Origin of the sequence: Butyricimonas hominis, assembly GCF_014287455.1 — a bacterium.
In the GTDB taxonomy this organism is placed as follows: Bacteria; Bacteroidota; Bacteroidia; order Bacteroidales; family Marinifilaceae; genus Butyricimonas; species Butyricimonas muris.
Window position 1 is genome coordinate 191,043 of the sequence record NZ_JACOOH010000002.1, and the last position, 16,030, is coordinate 207,072.

The window sequence follows — 16,030 nt, forward strand, 5'->3', positions numbered from 1 at the left end:
TTTTGTAATAATTTAACACTGTAATATGCGGGAGGATTGTACATTTGCGTACTAATCAATAATGAAATGAAAATAGACCGATTTCTTCAATTATTTGTCGTAAAGGAAAAAAAGTTTTATCCTTTATATATCGAGCAAGCCGTTAATATCGAGGCTGCTGCGAAACTTCTGGTTGAACTTTTGCAAGAGCGGAAACCTGAAAATCAAAAGACTTTGTACAAGAAAGTCAAAGATTACGAGCATAGCGGTGACCTTATCACGGCGCGGCTCTACGAGGAATTGAACAAGACATTCGTGACCCCTTTCGACCGGGAGGATATCAACCGTCTGGGAAGTAGCATGGATACTTTGTTGGATTTTATCCATGACGCGGCAAAAAGGGTATTGATGTATCGGCCGAAAAACGTCAACCAGTTGATGGTTGCCATGGCGCAATGTATCGTCGAGGATGCCCGGATTCTGGGGCAAATCATGGACGAGTTGGATCAACTCCAGAAAAGACCGCAGGAGATTAACGAGAAATGTGTCCGGATCAAGCAGATAGAGCATGACGTGGATAACCTGTATGAAGAATTCATGAGCGACGTGTTTGCCAACGAGAAAGACGCGATAGAGTTGGTTAAATTGAAAAACATAGGACAGGTACTGGAAGATGCTACCGACCGGGCAAAGGACGTGAGTGACATCGTGAGGGGTATTATCATCAAATTTGCCTGATCGTTATGCTGACAATAGTTCTTTTAGCCATCGTGATCGCTCTCTTGTTCGACTTCCTGAACGGGATGAATGATGCGGCAAATTCGATAGCGACGATCGTCGCCACTCGTGTATTCTCTCCCACTATGGCAGTGCTTTGGGCGGCGTTCTGGAATTTCGCCGCTATTTTTATCTTCGGCGTGAGCGTGGCGCACACGATGGGAGAGGGGATCGTGGAAGCCTCCCGGATCAATGAATACCTGATTTTCGCCGCTTTGATCGGCTCGGTCGTCTGGGTATGGTTATGTACTCATTTCGGGATGCCTATCAGCGTGTCCCATGCCTTGATCGGCGGGTTGATCGGTCCCGTGTGGTTCACCTTCGGGAGCGATGCTCTCGTGGCTTCCGGGATTATCAAGATTGCAGTGTTCATCGTGCTTTCCCCGCTTATCGGTATGATACTCGGTTTTTTCACGATGTGCCTGACGATGTTGATATTCAGACGCAAACACCCGTTGAAAGTCGAGGGCTTGTTCAAAGGATTGCAATTATTCTCTTCCGCTATATTCAGTTTGGGACATGGCGCGAACGATGCCCAGAAAACGATGGGTATCATCGCTATTTTGCTTTATAGCGTGGCAGGTAGCAACACTTTCGTGAGTGAATACCTGTACGAGAACACGGGATCGTTCCACGTGCCCGTGTGGTTGATCGTCACTTGCTACTCGGTGATCGCCTTGGGTACCATCGTCGGGGGAAAGAAAGTGATCAAGACCTTGGGCGACGGGTTGGCACGGTTGAAACCCGTCCAAGGATTCTGTGCCGAAACATCCGGTGCGTTGACGTTGATGGGAACGGCAGTTCTGGGTATTCCCGTGAGTACCACGCATACCATCACCGGTGCCATTATCGGCGTCGGCATCACGAAAGGTGTGGCATCCGTCCGTTGGGCAACGGCGACGAATATCGTGGCGGCATGGGTATTGACTATCCCCGCGACCATCGTGATGTCCGGACTCGTGTACTGGATCATGGGGTTGTTCATGACGATGCCGGGCAATTGAAATTGACTTTTGATACCTTTATTCTTGAAGTCCCCAAGTGTGGGGACTTCAAGAATGAGGGATTCGGCAATCATCGGGTCAATTCGTTTTCAATCTCTCGATCAATTGCGGCATCATCGTCCAGATCGTGTTTTCAGTCTGGGCAGTGTAGAAATTACCATCGATCTCGAATTTCTCGTCGGTAGCGATGCCTTTTTGTATGGTGGCTTTTGCCAGCGGATGGACTGCCACTTTCTTGCCGGTGCTGATACCCGTGGCATCAAACATCATGGCTGCGGCACAGTGACCGATAATAATTTTCCCCTTGTCGCCGAAAGCCTTGATGACGGCGAGCATATCCTGATTGTAAGGTTTCCCGGCATTCTCGCCGAACTTGGGCATGGCGTCGCCACAACCGAACACGAGTGCGTCGTATTCATCCTCGTGTCCCTTGAGGTGAGCGATCACGTCGTCGGCAAACAGGGTGATACCGGAGTTTGTTTTGATCTCTTTCGTGTCGGCAACCGCGAATACTTTATAAGGTATCCCGTTCTCGAAAAACGCTTCCAAGTACTGGAATAAACCGAACCCGTTGACCGGGTTTACTGCCAAAACTGCAACTTTCTTTGCCATAATGTATTTTTTTAGCGTGAAACAATAGTTCTATTAAGTAAGTTTATTACTTTTGTATAGCAAAAGTATGCTATCTAATTCGTAAAAACAAGAACGTACTTGGAGATAAGATAGTTACACGGATGTTAGTAATGTTGATACTAAACGGGATATATTGATAAAAAAATGAAAAATTTTCACGCTAACGGGAAATGTCCTATACGTGACGTGTTGAGTCGTCTGGGGGACAAATGGTCGATGCTGGTGCTGGTGACGCTGGAAGCGAACGGAACAATGCGTTTTCGGGATATTCACAACGCTATTGCGGATATCTCGCAGCGAATGCTGACGGTGACCCTGCGTATCCTCGAGGCGGACGGGTTAGTGTCGCGCAAGGTGTACGCCGAAGTACCCCCGCGGGTAGAGTATCAACTGACGAGAACGGGCGAAAGCTTGATGCCCCATATCCGGACGCTTGTCGATTGGGCGATGCAGCACATGCCGGAGATCGTGGAAAGCAGGGAAGGACACTGACGCATTAGCGTCTTCAAGCGGATACAGAGTGTCAACTCGGAGAACACGCGTGTGAACGGTAATGCCGGGAATGCGTGTGTTCTGTTTTTTTTGCAATTTGGTTGCAAGATTATCTCTGTACCTTTACCGGCAATAAAACGAAAGGTTATGAAACAATACGTGAAAGAGATCGTGTCATTTATCCTGTTGGTTAGCGGGATCGGGATGACATGGGGAAACGCGGCGTGGTTCGGGGAGGGACACGTGAGGGCGATGTGGTATGCGGTGGCGTTTCTTCCGGTAGGTTTGCCCGTATTGCGGGAAGCTGTTGGCTGCCTGTGGGAACGGGAGTATTTTAACGAGTTTATGTTGATGAGCGTGGCGGCACTCGGGGCTTTTTATATCGGGGAATACCCGGAGGGAGTGGCGGTGATGCTGTTCTATTCCGTCGGGGAGAAGTTTCAAGACGCGGCGGTGGAACGTGCCCGTTCCCGCGTGAAGGCGTTGCTTGACGTGCGTCCGGAAGTGGCGGCGGTGGTTCGCGGGGGCAGTGTCGTGGCGGAAGTCCCGGCAAACGTGCAGGTCGGCGAGACGGTGGAGGTGAAGGCGGGTGAACGGGTGCCGCTCGATGGCGTGATGCTGGGCGAAACGGCGGCATTCAACACGTCGGCGTTGACAGGCGAGAGTTTGCCCCGGGATATCCGGCAAGGTGAATCCGTGTTGGCGGGGATGATCGCCATGGATCGGGTGGTACGGGTGCGGGTGATGCGACCTTATGACCGGAGCGAGCTGGCGCGCGTGCTGGAAATGGTGCAGAATGCCACGGAACGGAAAGCACCGACGGAGTTGTTTATCCGTCGTTTCGCCCGGGTGTACACGCCCGTGGTGACGGGGTTGGCAGTATTGATCGTGTTGTTGCCCTTTATCTATTCGCTGGCGCAACCGGGATTTGCTTATGTCTTTGACGATTGGCTGTATCGTGCCCTCGTGTTTCTGGTGATCTCTTGCCCGTGTGCCCTCGTGGTGAGTATCCCGCTGGGGTATTTCGGGGGAATCGGGGCGGCATCCCGTCACGGGATCCTGTTCAAAGGGGGAAACTATCTCGATGCGATCACGCGGGTAAACACGGTCGTGTTTGACAAAACGGGTACACTCACGCGGGGTGAGTTCGAGGTACGGGAGGCACACGCCGGGAACGGTTTCGAGGCGGACACGATGCTGGCAATCGTGGCGGCGGCAGAGGGAAATAGCACGCACCCCGTGGCGAAAGCGGTCGTACGGTACGTCCGGTTGCGGGGAATCGAGCCGCTGGCGGTGACGGATGCGAAAGAATTACCCGGTCACGGGTTGAGTGTCCGTGTCGACGGGCGGGAAGTGTTGGTCGGGAACACGCGGTTGCTGGACACGAACGGGGTGACGTATCCTGCGGGTTTGGCGAGCGTGCCGGAAACGGTAGTCGTTTGCGCGGTGGACGGCGTGTACGCGGGCTATCTCTTGTTGGCGGATGCGCCGAAGGAAGATGCGGCAGATGCGGTTGCGGCATTAAAAAGTTTAAATATTAATAATATTGAGGTATTATCGGGAGATAAACAGGCAATTGTTACTAAATTAGCGAAAAGTTTGGGTATCGACAAAGCTTACGGTGATTTACTCCCGGCAGATAAAGTGGCTCGGTTGGAAGAGTTGAAAGCCGAGCCGGGCAGGAAAGTGGCTTTCGCGGGTGACGGGATCAATGATGCCCCGGTACTTGCCCTCGCTGACGTGGGGATTGCCATGGGCGGACTCGGGAGCGATGCCGCGATAGAGATTGCCGACGTGGTGATACAGACCGATCAGCCGAGCAAGATTGCAACCGCCGTCAAGATCGGAAAAGTTACCCGCCGCGTGGTGTGGCAGAATATTGCGTTGGCATTCGGCGTGAAACTGGTAGTACTGGTGCTTGGGGCATTCGGGGTCGCTACCATGTGGGAGGCAGTCTTTGCCGATGTCGGGGTTGCCCTGTTGGCGATTCTCAATGCGATAAGGATACAGGTAAAATAAAGGATATGGAAGAAACGGTATATTTGGATAAACTGGAAAGGCGGGGAATTAAACCCACCGCCATGCGGCTACTGATATTAAAAGGTATGTTACGGTTTACGCGGGCGTTCAGCCTGCTTGATCTGGAGAACGATTTGGACACGGTAGATAAGTCCACGATATTCCGGACGATCAATCTTTTTCTGGATCATCACTTGATTCATTGTATTGACGACGGTTCCGGTTCATTGAAGTATTCCGTGTGCAGCAATGAATGTACTTGTTCTATCGACGACCTGCACGCCCATTTCTATTGCCGGAATTGTCACAAGACCTATTGCCTGCGAAAAATACACGTGCCGACAGTCGATTTACCGATGAACTTCACCCTCGAAAGCATCAATTACGTGCTGAAAGGCTTGTGTGAAGATTGTGCCTTGAAAAAATGAGATATATCTATGGACAGTAAGAACCTGCAACCCGCGACTTGCCCGAGGCAAACGATCGAAAATTTAGCTCTCCGTAACCTGCGGCGAGCCAAGGAAATTATCGCGGATACCGGCATCGAGGCTATTTGGCGGTCAGTGGGAGTGGAACCCCGGTTGGTAGGATCGGTAAAAACGGGTTTACTGGTGAAGCATCTGGATATCGACTTTCACGTCTATTCCAATCCCGTCGTGATTGCCGACAGTTTTGCCGCCATGGCGAAGCTGGCAGAGCATCCGGCTATCCGGCGGGTGGAATGTATCAATTCATTGGATACCGACGAGCACTGTATCGAGTGGCACGCTTATTACCTCGACCGGGAGGGTGACGAGTGGCAGATTGACATGATTCATATACTGGGTGGTTCCCGTTATGACGGTTTTTTCGAGCGGATGGCGGAGCGAATCACTCAAGTACTGACACCGGAAACGCGGGGAACTATATTGAGGCTGAAACACGAAACTCCCGATGACGAAAAAATCATGGGCGTGGAGTATTATCAGGCAGTCCTTCGGGACGGCGTCCGCACGTACACCGATTTCATGAACTGGCGTAAACGGCATCCCGTCACGGGAGTGGTGGAGTGGATTCCGTGAGCCGGACTAACTGAGCCCTGATGCGACTTAGGGATTGAGCCGTGACACCAAGGTACGACGCTATATGCTTCAAGGGAACGGACTGTATGATTTCCGGTTGTTTTTGCAGGAGCATCACGTAGCGCTCGAAAGCGGTGCGGTTATACGAGTCCAGCCAAGAGATTTCGATTTCCAGCATGAAGTTTTCAAGAAGCCTTCGCCCGAGATTTGCCAACTGCACGGAGGAACGGTACAATTGTTCCAGTTTCTCTTTGGTCAGGCAATAAGCCTCGCTGTCCGTCACGGCTTCCAAGGTCAGACGGGAAGGGATGTTTGCCACGTATCCCCACGTGGAGAAAGCGATTTCGCCTTCGCCGGCGAACCACAGAGTGGCTTCCGAACCGTCCTTGAACGTGTAAGCACGCCACACGCCGCGGGTGATGATATAAAGGTTACTGTTCGATTCCCCCTCGTGGACAATGATATCCTTGTGGGAGAACGTTTGTTCCTCCGCGTTCTCCAAGAGTGTCCGTATTTCATGCTCGGTGGCGGACAAACGACTCGTTATTATCTGCAAAGTGGTATCTTTCATCTTTTAAAGTGCTGGCGTAAATAGTACGATACGATAATGGCAAAGGTAATCAATTCCGTGAACGGTACCGCCAGCCATATCCCTTTTATTCCCCAGAGGAGCGGGAGGCTGACAAAGCACACGGTGATGATAACAATACCCCGGAGGACGGTAAAGAACGTCGCTTGCTTGAATTTCTCGATGCTCTGGAAATACCCGATACACACGATGTTAAGCGCGAAGAACAGGAAGCCGAGCGCGAAGTAGGGGATGCCCTGTATGGCAATTTCCCGCGCGTTACCCGTGCTGCCGAGGAAGAGGGACACCACCGCGGGGCATAGCACGATGGTCACGAGACAAGCCAGAGCCCCGCAAATGATAGCGAATTTCAACGAGAGCCGGAATGCCTGCTTCACCCGTATCCATTGTCCTGCGCCGTAGTTGTAACTGATGATCGGTTGGGTGGATTGCGCGATGGCGTTGTTTACCATGAAAACAATCGGGAACCAGTAGCAGGCAACGCTATACGCCGCCACGCCGTCCTCTCCGAGATAATGGATGAAAACGTAGTTACCGACGAGCATCATGCAGGCAATGGCGGCCTCGTTGAGGAATGCCGAGAAGCCCAGTTTTATCATGTATCCGATATTTCTTATCGTCAAGCGTATGCTTTTGAGGGAAAATTTTGGGCGGTAAAGATACAATACCTTGTTATATTTAAGCAGGTAAACCAGTATCATGATACTCCCGACCACGACCGAGATTACCGAAGCGATGGCGGCTCCCGCCAAACCGAGCTGCAACGGGAACACGAGGACGTAGTCCAGTACTAGATTTATCGCCGCGGGAACGGCACTACACATCATGGCGAACGTCGGGGAACCGTCCAGACGAATGACAAACAATCCCACGCTCAATAGCATATTACAGGCAAGGAAAGGCACGATCCAATTCATGTATTCCAACACGAGAGGCAGCAAGAGGTCGGAACTGCCGAGCAGGTAAGCCATGTCTGTTCTGAATAGCATGACCAAGGCGCACAGCAGAACCGTGATACTTAACGATACGGTAATTGCCTGCGTGATATTTATACTGGCAACTTTCACCTTGTTGTGTGCCAAGTGGATGGATGCGACGATAGAAGCCCCGACGCCGAACATAAGACCGATACCCGCCGACAACATGAAGAACGGGGCAACGATGTTTACCGCCGCGAGCGCGTCGCTCCCCACGCCGCGTCCCACAAATATCCCGTCGATAATCGTGATCGTGGCCGAAAGAACCATCCCCAACAAGGTGGGAATAAACATCTTGCGAAATAACTTGGGAATATTCATCGTCCCGAAATCAATACTGTCCTGCATCATAATCTTTTCGTTTTTTATTTCCGGCTGCAAAGGTACGGCTATGATCTTTGGGAAAAGTTACCTTTATGGTAAAAAAGCGGGGAAAATACATATCTTTGTTTCAGTACTGAATAATTGAACCGTTTTGTTTTATGGTAAGGAGAAGAATAGTTTTGTTTTGTATGTTGTTCGCAATGAGTTTGGCTGTATCGGCACAGCATCATGGAAGACGTGTTCCCGATAAAGATAGGGAGTTGTTTCGTAACCTTGGATATATCATGAGGTTGCCGGAAGGGATGCACAAGATTTATAACGGGAAAGGAAGTTCCGTTTTTGACGTGCTCTACATGATTGAAGTGAAACGCGACAAGCGAACCGTGTACAAAGGCGGGACGAAAAGTGTGTTTGATATCCTTTACACGATGAAATATTCCGGCAATAAGTTTACCGTGTACCGGGGCGATTCAACTTTCAATTCGGATATTATTTACTCGTTCGAAACGACGAGAGAGGGTTTCCGGGAGTACAGGAGAGAGGCATCCGGGAGAGATTTCATGCATTCCGACAGGGGTGGGAGGCCGGGAATAATTCCCTCGTTTGACCGGGAATTGATGAGTGATTTGATTCGGATTATGAATATGTCGAAAGGGACACATAAAATCTATAACGGGACAGGAAGTACTGTTTTCGACGTGCTTTACACGATTGAAGTGGCTGATAATAAGTGGACTGTGTATAAAGGGGGGATGAGAAGTGTTTTTGACGTTCTTTACTCGATAGAGCGTTCCGGGGATACGTACCGGGTGTATAAGGACGGCACTTCCCGCTTTGATGTCATTTACACGATCAAGAAAGAGAGAGATAACTTTAAAGTATATAAAGGGGATGATACTTTCTGGAACTTGTTGTATTCTTACGAGAAAATGTAGAGGTTTAGAGTTTAAAGTAATTTCATCACTCTAAACTCTAAACCTTTAATTTTTTACCCGAATGCCAAAAGGTCCGCCTTTAGTTTGGCGATAACTTCTTTCACGCTACTGATCTTATTCGCCAAGTAGGCGTTCTGACCGGCGAAAGCGTATCCTTCCTTTAGGTTTCCGATTGCAGCATTGTAAAGCGCCTTGATAATGCAGTAAGGGCTTTTGGTGTAGTCGCAAGTTTTGATGCAATGGAAAGGACAGGATTTAGGTTTCTTTTTACCCTCGGCAACGTCCCGGATAAACTCCCCGTCGAAAGCACGACCGGGCATTCCTACCGGACTTTGAATGATGCGAACGTCTTTTTTATCCGAGTGAATGTACACTTCTTTAAATTCCGTGGAGGCATCGCACTCTTCCGTGGGTACGAAGATGGAACCCATTTGTGCTGCCGAGGCGCCGAGTTTCAAGAACCGGGCAATGTCTTTTCCGGTGGATATACCCCCGGCGGCAATAACCGGAATGTTTTTCTGTTCGGCGTAACTTTTCGCTATTTCCACTACTTCCGGGATCAAATGTTCGAGAGAGTAATTTTCATCCTCAATTTGTTCCTTTTTGAAACCCAAGTGTCCGCCGGCTTTCGGGCCTTCCACCACGAGTGCATCGGGGAGATAGTTATAATTTGTCAGCCATTTCTCGCAAATCAGCTTTGCTGCCCGTGCCGAGGATACGATGGGTACCAGCATGGTTTTGCTGTCCTTTGTCAAGAATGACGGGAGATTCAACGGAAGCCCCGCCCCGGCAAAGATAACGTCGGCTTTCTCTGCGATAGCCGTCCGCACCATATCCGAAAAGTTGGAAAGGGCTACCATGATATTCACGCCGATAACACCGTATGTTTTTTCACGGGCTTTCCGAAGTTCCTCGCTAAGCCCGTAAATGCATTTTTCCAGATAATTCCCTTTGAATTGAGGGTAAAGGAGTCCTAATCCCGCTGCCGAGATAACTCCGACTCCGCCTTCGTTAGCCACGGCGGAAGCCAGTTTGTTCAATGATACACCGACACCCATACCACCCTGTATAATAGGCAGCTTGATCTCGTATTTACCAATAAAAAATGATTTCATTTTTACAACATCGTTGATATTTAACATGTGCCCTTTTCAGTCCGCACGACAGTTTTTTAGGGCTATTACTAACAAAACAAGGAAAGTCATACTGGTCTGATTCAACGATGAAAAAAGAGCGGATGTCACCAGTCCGACAAAAATACATACGATAACGATCAGAATAAACTTACACTGTTCACGGTGTAAAGGTAATAATAAATTTATGAAATATACTAGCTTTAGGCTAAATAAGTTGATGATAGTACACGGGAAAACGGTATAAATTCACTACATTTGAACTTCATAACATGGATAGTAGAGCGATACAATTGCAACTGGTTGATTGATAATATCTAATTTGAAGCGAGATGCGCATGAATACTGATTTTGTAAACTTAACAACAGAGAACCTGACCAACGAGCATTTATGCTGCATCATCCGCAGTAAAAAGCCCCATCAGGGTATTGACGCCAAACGACAATGGCTCTCGGACAGGCTGAGTGAAGGTCATGTCTTTAGAAAATTGAACGCGAAGGCTACGGTTTTTATTGAATACGCTCCTCTTGAAACGGCTTGGGTTCCCGTGATTGGAAACAATTATTATTACGTCTATTGCTTGTGGGTTCTTGGTAGTGATAAGGGAAAAGGGTATGGAAAATTACTGATGGAGTATTGTTTGGCTGATGCCAAAGAGAAAGGTAAATCCGGCATTTGTATGCTCGGGGCAAAGAAGCAAAAATCTTGGCTTTCCGACCAATCATTTGCGAAGAAATTCGGCTTCGAGGTTGTTGATGCTACCGATGATGGATATGAATTGCTTGCACTTTCTTTTGACGGAACAATACCGGCGTTCGCGCCAAATGCCAAAAAGCAGAAGATTGAAAGCAACGTGCTGACAATTTATTACGATATGCAATGTCCCTATATCTATCAAAAAATCGAGCTCATAAAACAATATTGTGAAACGAACAACGTTCCCGTGTCTTTAATTCAAGTGGATACCTTGCAAAAAGCAAAGGAATTACCTTGCGTTTTCAATAACTGGGGAGTGTTTTATAAAGGAAATTTCGAGACGGTGAATTTGCTGGATGTCAGCTATTTGGAGAGAATCCTCAAAAAATGAAATTATCATTTTAGCTTTTCCTCGTTGATAATCGTCATGTAGCTGAAAGCAAAAAGTCTGTAAATCATATGATTTACAGACTTTTGCGGTCTGGACGGGACTCGAACCCGCGACCCCATGCGTGACAGGCATGTATTCTAACCAGCTGAACTACCAGACCAAATAGTTTTTTCTTCAATAATAAAAGGCGGTCCGGACGGGACTCGAACCCGCGACCCCATGCGTGACAGGCATGTATTCTAACCAGCTGAACTACCGAACCTTTTTTTTGCATCAAACAACCGCTGTTGTTCTCAATTGCGGTGCAAAGATAGGTAGTTTTTCTTATTCTGCAACATTTTGATACCGAAAAATAGAAAAAAAATACGATTTCACTAAAGTTTGAGTGTTTCGGAACGCTTATGGATAAAGGAATACAGGATATTCTTATTGAGAATGAAATGGTTAAATGCAAAAGTGATAAATCATCTCTAAAATTTCAGTTTCAGTGATTGGAGTTTAATTTTTTCCTTATATTTGTGCCTTATAATAATTGTCAAATTTAAATTAACTTATAAGATAATGAACGTACCTGCAGAATTAAAGTACACTAAAGAACACGAATGGATTCGTGTTGAAGGTGAAGAAGCATATGTTGGTATTACTGACTATGCACAAAGTCAATTAGGCGATATCGTGTTTGTTGAGGTTGAAACAGAAGGTGATGAGCTGGAAGCTGGTGATACTTTTGGAAGTATCGAGGCTGTAAAGACAGTTTCCGACCTGTATATGCCGATTTCCGGAGAGGTTTTGGAATTTAACTCTGAGTTGGAAGATCAACCTGACCTCGTGAACAAAGATCCTTATGGAAAAGGTTGGATTATCAAAGTAAAGGTTGATGACGAAGCACAATTAGACGGTTTGTTGAGCGCTGACGCTTATAAGGCATCTATCTAATTTTTTTGATAAGACAAGGACTGTATGCGTTATCTCTTTCGGGGTAATGGATACAGTCTTTTTTTATTTCGTGATTTGATGATTTATGATTTTAACGGTTGAAGGTTGAGTTGGTAATGTGTGACATTTTCAATTTTCAATTTTCAATTTTCAATTGCTTGTTATGACTTTAATAAAATCTATATCCGGTATTCGCGGCACGGTTGGGGGACAACCGGGAGATAATCTCACTCCGTTGGATATCGTGAAATTTGTTTCCGCGTATGCCACTTGGCTAAAAATCGGTGCCGGGAAAGAGAAGGCGAAGATAGTGTTGGGACGCGATGCCCGTATTTCCGGTGATATGTACGCTAAACTCGTGGAAGCCACTTTGTGCGGCTTGGGGCATGACGTGGTGAATATCGGGTTGGCGACCACGCCGACAACGGAAATTGCCGTGACGGCTGAAGGGGCAGACGGGGGAATTATCTTGACCGCGAGCCATAACCCGAAACAATGGAATGCTTTGAAATTGTTGAATAACCGGGGTGAATTTTTGTCTGCCGAGGATGGGGCACAAATTCTTCAGATGGCAGAAAAAGAGTCGTTCGAGTATGCCGAGGTGGATGATTTGGGAACGGTTACTTGTAAAGATTACACGGACTACCATATCCGGCATGTGCTGGATTTGAAATTAGTAAATCCGGAAGCTATTGCCAAAGCTAACTTGAAAGTGGTGGTAGATGCCGTGAATTCGGTCGGGGGAACGGTGATTCCCGCTTTGTTACGTGCCTTGGGCGTGAAAGAAGTGGTGGAATTGAATTGTGAACCTACCGGGCATTTCAGTCATAACCCGGAACCGATACCGGAGAATCTGACCCAGATATCGGAAAAGATCAAAGAATGTGGTGCAGACCTTGGAATCGTGGTAGACCCGGATGTGGATCGTCTCGCGTTGGTTTGCGAGAACGGGGAGATGTTCGTGGAGGAGTACACGCTGGTTGCTGTTGCCGATTACGTGTTGAAGCATACCCCCGGAAACACGGTATCCAATCTCTCCTCTTCCCGTGCGTTGCGTGACGTGACGCTGGCTCACGGGCAGAGTTACAGTGCCGCTGCCGTTGGGGAAGTGAACGTGGTCGCCAAAATGAAAGAAACACATACCGTGATCGGTGGTGAGGGTAACGGAGGAGTCATTTACCCGGAAAGTCATTACGGACGTGATGCCTTGGTGGGTGTTGGGCTGTTCCTTTCTCATTTCGTGGCGGAGGGAAAGACAATGACAGCATTGAAGGCTACCTACCCCCAATATTTTATCTCCAAGAATAAATTGACTCTTTCTCCCGACATGAATGTCGATAAGATTTTGGAAGGGTTGAAGCAAAAATACGCTTCGGAAGAGATTACCGATATTGATGGCGTGAAAATTGATTTCAAAGACGGGTGGGTACACTTGCGGAAGTCTAATACGGAACCGATTATCCGTATTTATTCCGAGTCAAAAGATGAAGCTGCCGCCAATCAATTGGCAGAAGAAGTGATAAAGGTTGCACAGAGTTTGTGCTAAACAACAAAGGGGAGTTCGATGACTCCCCTTTGTATATTTATTCTGTTCCGCCTACACAATGTAAATCAATACCATATTCGGCAAAAGTTTTAATAAGGTAGTCGCATTTCTTTTGGATTGGCGGGTTATTCACGTAAATTGGGTTAGCGTGTAATTCGCTTTTGGTTTGAGAGAAGATGAATTCAATAAACGAGAATAAATCATGTACTTTATCTGTCGGAGCACTCTAGTAATATGGTTCCCAAAAATACCAATACGTACCGTATTCCAAAAATCCTAATTTGTACATATCTTCTTCTTTATACCATTTGTTATCGGAAGAATACGCATTGGTTACTCCTTTTTGGGCAGCGCTTTCTTCAACCAAGGAATAGGACGCACAAGTATTTATAATGTTGCCGTAGTCTATTTTAGACATAATGTCATTAAAGGGTTGCATTAAGAATAAAATGAACGTGCGATTGATCGCTATTTTCAATCTTTCCCGATATTTGGGTTTACTGATTCTTTGTCCGAATTGTTTATCCACGAGTGGCAAAGTAATATGGTCAATTCCTCGTACCATAATTCCCCGTTGAAAATAATAGCTACCATAGCTGATAGTATCCCATAAAGGTACATAGTTGCCTTTCGTGTATAATTTCCCTGCCATCAGGATTTTAGAGGGGAACAATTCTTTTTTTACTTTATCCGGGTACAAATCAAAAAAGTCTTCTTTCAAAAATTGTACTGCTGCTGCAATCCCTTCTTCATCCGCCTCGGCTTTTATATCATAGTCTGCATTTTTTATAATTTGATAATTCAGGTCCGGATTTGTAAATTTGTATAATACAGATGTCCCGTATTTAGCATACCATTCCACTATTTGATTATCAAAATCATGGTCTCCTTGCGGGATGTCGAATCGGGTTTCTTTTTTGTCGGGGATCACCAGATTATCTTCATCACTGCAAGAATCAAGAGTAAAAAGGAATATAGCCCCTAATATCAGTATGTATGCATTTATTTTTTTCATGATATTTCGTTTTAATTTAGTGCAGGATTACTTTCTTTGTGAGTTTTCATAATAGGTAATACCCATCTGGGGGTAGCCGTACCGATTTCAACCGTGTATTCGTCTCCGCTGTTTGCGGATTCATCGACATAATGCGAGAAAGATTTCATTCCATAGCGGCGTATGTCAAACCAGCGCATACCTTCGAAACAGAATTCTCGACGGCGTTCTTCTTGGCATTTTTCAATCAATTTGTCTGCATTATTGTCGACCGTGCTGCTTGTCCATACTTGAGAGGTGTAATTCTTGATACGTTTCTCTCTGATGGTGTTCAAGTCGGAAATGGCTTTTTCCATGTATTCGTGTTGTCCGGCTTTAGCCATGTGTGCGTATGCCTCTGCCCTGTTAAGATATGCTTCGCTAAGGCGTAAACAAGCACCGAATTTCAGTTCTCCGGCAAATTTAGAGGATGCTTTTCTATTGGCATCTTTGTCGTACGGGGTCAAGTATGCTTTCAGTCGTTGGTCATCGTCTGCGTAACAATTCAGTAATTCATCGGATGCCATGAAACAAGTCGATCCATAGAGGGATTCAACTGCGTAATGCTCGGCACTATTCGCGTAAAAGAACATGATTTCCGAAGTGTTCAAGGTAAAAGGATAAGGAAAATTTCCATTGTTGATAGCTTCCGGATAATCGGTAGTCGTTATATCAAGCAATAAAAGATTATTGCCGGGAGTGGAGAATACGGCGGTAGCGTGTTCCGCGGCTTTTTCCCAGTTTGCCATGAAAAGATAGTAGCGACTTGCCAACAGGTGTGCCGTGCTGATACCAATACGGAATTTGGAACCTTTAGTAGCGGTTTCTGTCAATAGGCTGATTCCTTTCTCCACGTCCGAGATGATATGATTGTATACCTCTGCCACGGTACTACGGGGGACAGAGTTTTGGTCGATAATACTTGTTAATTTTAGCGGTACTCCTGCTGATTTACCTTCGGGTGCGTTGGGTGCATTGTAAGGGTAGGCGTATAGGTTCACGAGATTAAAGTAGTAGAAGGAACGCAGCACGCGAGCCTCTCCTTCGACTCTTTTTTTCATATTGCTTTCGCCGTCGACATCACCGATCATGTCCAGCACGACATTACATCCCGCGATCATTTTGTAAAAGCGTTCGTACGAGTCTACGTCGACAGATTTCGTACCATTCGTCGGATTCGGCAGATTCTGGTAATCCTCGAACATCGTTTCGTTATTTGCTGAAGAGCGACCTCCCCAGAGATACAAGGGGCTATACTTGGTTACAGTGGATATTTGGTTGTTGCTTGTGATGTATTGAGTCGCATCATCGGCTAAAATATCCAGATAAGGCATTAGTTGGCGATCGTAACGCGGGTATCCCTCGTAAGCTAGTAATTGATCCAGATCTTCAATGGTTGACGGGATTACTTCATCTTGGGAGGCCTCCTTGAGAAAGTCGTTACAAGAGCACAATCCGATGACAGACAGGAATAATATGCTTTTCTTTATCATTTTTTTCATAA

General features: G+C 46.9%; 16 protein-coding genes and 2 tRNA genes. 10 read left to right on the forward strand and 8 right to left on the reverse strand.

Features of this window, described 5'->3' with window-relative positions; translation table 11 throughout:
• The first annotated feature begins 66 nt into the window (after nucleotides 1-66).
• Both H8S64_RS04320 and H8S64_RS04325 read left to right on the forward strand, forming a co-directional pair.
• On the forward strand, nucleotides 67-717 hold the full coding sequence (locus H8S64_RS04320; RefSeq protein WP_186975126.1) for a DUF47 domain-containing protein: 651 nt from the start codon (nucleotides 67-69) through the stop codon (nucleotides 715-717).
• 5 nt (nucleotides 718-722) lie between these two features.
• The gene (locus H8S64_RS04325) at nucleotides 723-1,760 is read left to right on the forward strand and encodes an inorganic phosphate transporter (RefSeq protein WP_186975127.1); all 1,038 of its coding nucleotides are present in this window, start codon (nucleotides 723-725) and stop codon (nucleotides 1,758-1,760) included.
• Nucleotides 1,761-1,838: 78 nt separating this feature from the next.
• Here the strand turns inward: H8S64_RS04325 and H8S64_RS04330 are convergent, their stop codons facing one another.
• On the reverse strand, nucleotides 1,839-2,372 hold the full coding sequence (locus H8S64_RS04330; protein ID WP_186975128.1) for a DJ-1/PfpI family protein: 534 nt from the start codon (nucleotides 2,370-2,372) through the stop codon (nucleotides 1,839-1,841).
• A gap of 165 nt (nucleotides 2,373-2,537) precedes the next feature.
• Here H8S64_RS04330 and H8S64_RS04335 point away from each other — a divergent pair, with 165 nt between their 5' ends.
• The 4 genes from H8S64_RS04335 (at nucleotide 2,538) to H8S64_RS04350 (ending at nucleotide 5,965) form a co-directional block, all read left to right on the forward strand.
• Nucleotides 2,538-2,885: a winged helix-turn-helix transcriptional regulator gene (locus H8S64_RS04335; protein WP_099292097.1), complete on the forward strand. Its 348-nt coding sequence runs from the start codon at nucleotides 2,538-2,540 to the stop codon at nucleotides 2,883-2,885.
• A gap of 147 nt (nucleotides 2,886-3,032) precedes the next feature.
• Complete coding sequence (locus H8S64_RS04340; RefSeq protein WP_186975129.1) at nucleotides 3,033-4,904, forward strand: heavy metal translocating P-type ATPase; 1,872 nt, start codon at nucleotides 3,033-3,035, stop codon at nucleotides 4,902-4,904.
• 5 nt (nucleotides 4,905-4,909) lie between these two features.
• A complete protein-coding gene (locus H8S64_RS04345) occupies nucleotides 4,910-5,332 on the forward strand; it encodes a Fur family transcriptional regulator (RefSeq protein WP_186975130.1) in 423 nt (140 codons plus the stop codon).
• Between the two features lie 9 nt (nucleotides 5,333-5,341).
• Entirely contained in the window at nucleotides 5,342-5,965 is a 624-nt protein-coding gene (locus H8S64_RS04350; protein WP_186975131.1) for a phosphoglycerate mutase family protein, read from the forward strand.
• Here H8S64_RS04350 and H8S64_RS04355 read toward each other — a convergent pair.
• Both H8S64_RS04355 and H8S64_RS04360 read right to left on the reverse strand, forming a co-directional pair.
• Nucleotides 5,937-6,536, reverse strand: coding sequence for a Crp/Fnr family transcriptional regulator (locus H8S64_RS04355; RefSeq protein WP_186975132.1), 600 nt, complete (start codon nucleotides 6,534-6,536; stop codon nucleotides 5,937-5,939). The genes H8S64_RS04350 and H8S64_RS04355 overlap by 29 nt on opposite strands.
• Nucleotides 6,533-7,882, reverse strand: a complete 1,350-nt coding sequence (locus H8S64_RS04360; RefSeq protein WP_186975133.1) for an MATE family efflux transporter — start codon at nucleotides 7,880-7,882, stop codon at nucleotides 6,533-6,535. Before H8S64_RS04360 ends, H8S64_RS04355 begins: the two co-directional genes overlap by 4 nt.
• Nucleotides 7,883-8,013: 131 nt before the next feature.
• Between H8S64_RS04360 and H8S64_RS04365 the strand changes: the two genes are divergently transcribed.
• On the forward strand, nucleotides 8,014-8,790 hold the full coding sequence (locus tag H8S64_RS04365) for a hypothetical protein (RefSeq protein WP_186975134.1): 777 nt from the start codon (nucleotides 8,014-8,016) through the stop codon (nucleotides 8,788-8,790).
• A gap of 53 nt (nucleotides 8,791-8,843) precedes the next feature.
• Here H8S64_RS04365 and H8S64_RS04370 read toward each other — a convergent pair whose 3' ends face one another.
• The gene (locus H8S64_RS04370; protein ID WP_186975135.1) at nucleotides 8,844-9,905 is read right to left on the reverse strand and encodes an NAD(P)H-dependent flavin oxidoreductase; all 1,062 of its coding nucleotides are present in this window, start codon (nucleotides 9,903-9,905) and stop codon (nucleotides 8,844-8,846) included.
• A 356-nt stretch (nucleotides 9,906-10,261) separates the two neighbouring features.
• Here H8S64_RS04370 and H8S64_RS04375 point away from each other — a divergent pair, with 356 nt between their 5' ends.
• Complete coding sequence (locus H8S64_RS04375; protein ID WP_186975136.1) at nucleotides 10,262-11,011, forward strand: N-acetyltransferase; 750 nt, start codon at nucleotides 10,262-10,264, stop codon at nucleotides 11,009-11,011.
• Nucleotides 11,012-11,097: 86 nt separating this feature from the next.
• Here the strand turns inward: H8S64_RS04375 and H8S64_RS04380 are convergent.
• Nucleotides 11,098-11,171, reverse strand: a tRNA-Asp gene (locus H8S64_RS04380).
• Between the two features lie 28 nt (nucleotides 11,172-11,199).
• Nucleotides 11,200-11,273: transfer RNA gene (locus H8S64_RS04385), tRNA-Asp, on the reverse strand.
• 299 nt (nucleotides 11,274-11,572) lie between these two features.
• Between H8S64_RS04385 and gcvH the strand changes: the two genes are divergently transcribed.
• Nucleotides 11,573-11,947, forward strand: a complete 375-nt coding sequence (gene gcvH / locus H8S64_RS04390) for a glycine cleavage system protein GcvH (RefSeq protein WP_186975137.1) — start codon at nucleotides 11,573-11,575, stop codon at nucleotides 11,945-11,947.
• Between the two features lie 163 nt (nucleotides 11,948-12,110).
• Nucleotides 12,111-13,493 carry a phosphoglucosamine mutase gene (gene glmM / locus H8S64_RS04395; RefSeq protein WP_186975138.1) on the forward strand — a complete coding sequence of 461 codons (1,383 nt, stop codon included), beginning with the start codon at nucleotides 12,111-12,113 and terminating at the stop codon, nucleotides 13,491-13,493.
• A 226-nt stretch (nucleotides 13,494-13,719) separates the two neighbouring features.
• On the opposite strand, the gene H8S64_RS04400 is transcribed toward glmM, so the two are convergent.
• Entirely contained in the window at nucleotides 13,720-14,508 is a 789-nt protein-coding gene (locus tag H8S64_RS04400) for a hypothetical protein (RefSeq protein ID WP_186975139.1), read from the reverse strand.
• A gap of 11 nt (nucleotides 14,509-14,519) precedes the next feature.
• Nucleotides 14,520-16,028, reverse strand: coding sequence for a RagB/SusD family nutrient uptake outer membrane protein (locus H8S64_RS04405; RefSeq protein ID WP_099292107.1), 1,509 nt, complete (start codon nucleotides 16,026-16,028; stop codon nucleotides 14,520-14,522).
• Nucleotides 16,029-16,030: the final 2 nt, after the last annotated feature.

Excerpts from the sequence above, each read along its gene's own strand:
- H8S64_RS04320 (WP_186975126.1), top strand. The coding sequence starts at position 67 with ATGAAAATAGACCGATTTCTTCAATTATTTGTCGTAAAGGAAAAAAAG.
- H8S64_RS04325 (WP_186975127.1), top strand. The coding sequence starts at position 723 with ATGCTGACAATAGTTCTTTTAGCCATCGTGATCGCTCTCTTGTTCGAC.
- H8S64_RS04330 (WP_186975128.1), bottom strand. The coding sequence starts at position 2,372 with ATGGCAAAGAAAGTTGCAGTTTTGGCAGTAAACCCGGTCAACGGGTTC.
- H8S64_RS04335 (WP_099292097.1), top strand. The coding sequence starts at position 2,538 with ATGAAAAATTTTCACGCTAACGGGAAATGTCCTATACGTGACGTGTTG.
- H8S64_RS04340 (WP_186975129.1), top strand. The coding sequence starts at position 3,033 with ATGAAACAATACGTGAAAGAGATCGTGTCATTTATCCTGTTGGTTAGC.
- H8S64_RS04345 (WP_186975130.1), top strand. The coding sequence starts at position 4,910 with ATGGAAGAAACGGTATATTTGGATAAACTGGAAAGGCGGGGAATTAAA.
- H8S64_RS04350 (WP_186975131.1), top strand. The coding sequence starts at position 5,342 with ATGGACAGTAAGAACCTGCAACCCGCGACTTGCCCGAGGCAAACGATC.
- H8S64_RS04355 (WP_186975132.1), bottom strand. The coding sequence starts at position 6,536 with ATGAAAGATACCACTTTGCAGATAATAACGAGTCGTTTGTCCGCCACC.
- H8S64_RS04360 (WP_186975133.1), bottom strand. The coding sequence starts at position 7,882 with ATGATGCAGGACAGTATTGATTTCGGGACGATGAATATTCCCAAGTTA.
- H8S64_RS04365 (WP_186975134.1), top strand. The coding sequence starts at position 8,014 with ATGGTAAGGAGAAGAATAGTTTTGTTTTGTATGTTGTTCGCAATGAGT.
- H8S64_RS04370 (WP_186975135.1), bottom strand. The coding sequence starts at position 9,905 with ATGAAATCATTTTTTATTGGTAAATACGAGATCAAGCTGCCTATTATA.
- H8S64_RS04375 (WP_186975136.1), top strand. The coding sequence starts at position 10,262 with ATGAATACTGATTTTGTAAACTTAACAACAGAGAACCTGACCAACGAG.
- gcvH (WP_186975137.1), top strand. The coding sequence starts at position 11,573 with ATGAACGTACCTGCAGAATTAAAGTACACTAAAGAACACGAATGGATT.
- glmM (WP_186975138.1), top strand. The coding sequence starts at position 12,111 with ATGACTTTAATAAAATCTATATCCGGTATTCGCGGCACGGTTGGGGGA.
- H8S64_RS04400 (WP_186975139.1), bottom strand. The coding sequence starts at position 14,508 with ATGAAAAAAATAAATGCATACATACTGATATTAGGGGCTATATTCCTT.
- H8S64_RS04405 (WP_099292107.1), bottom strand. The coding sequence starts at position 16,028 with ATGAAAAAAATGATAAAGAAAAGCATATTATTCCTGTCTGTCATCGGA.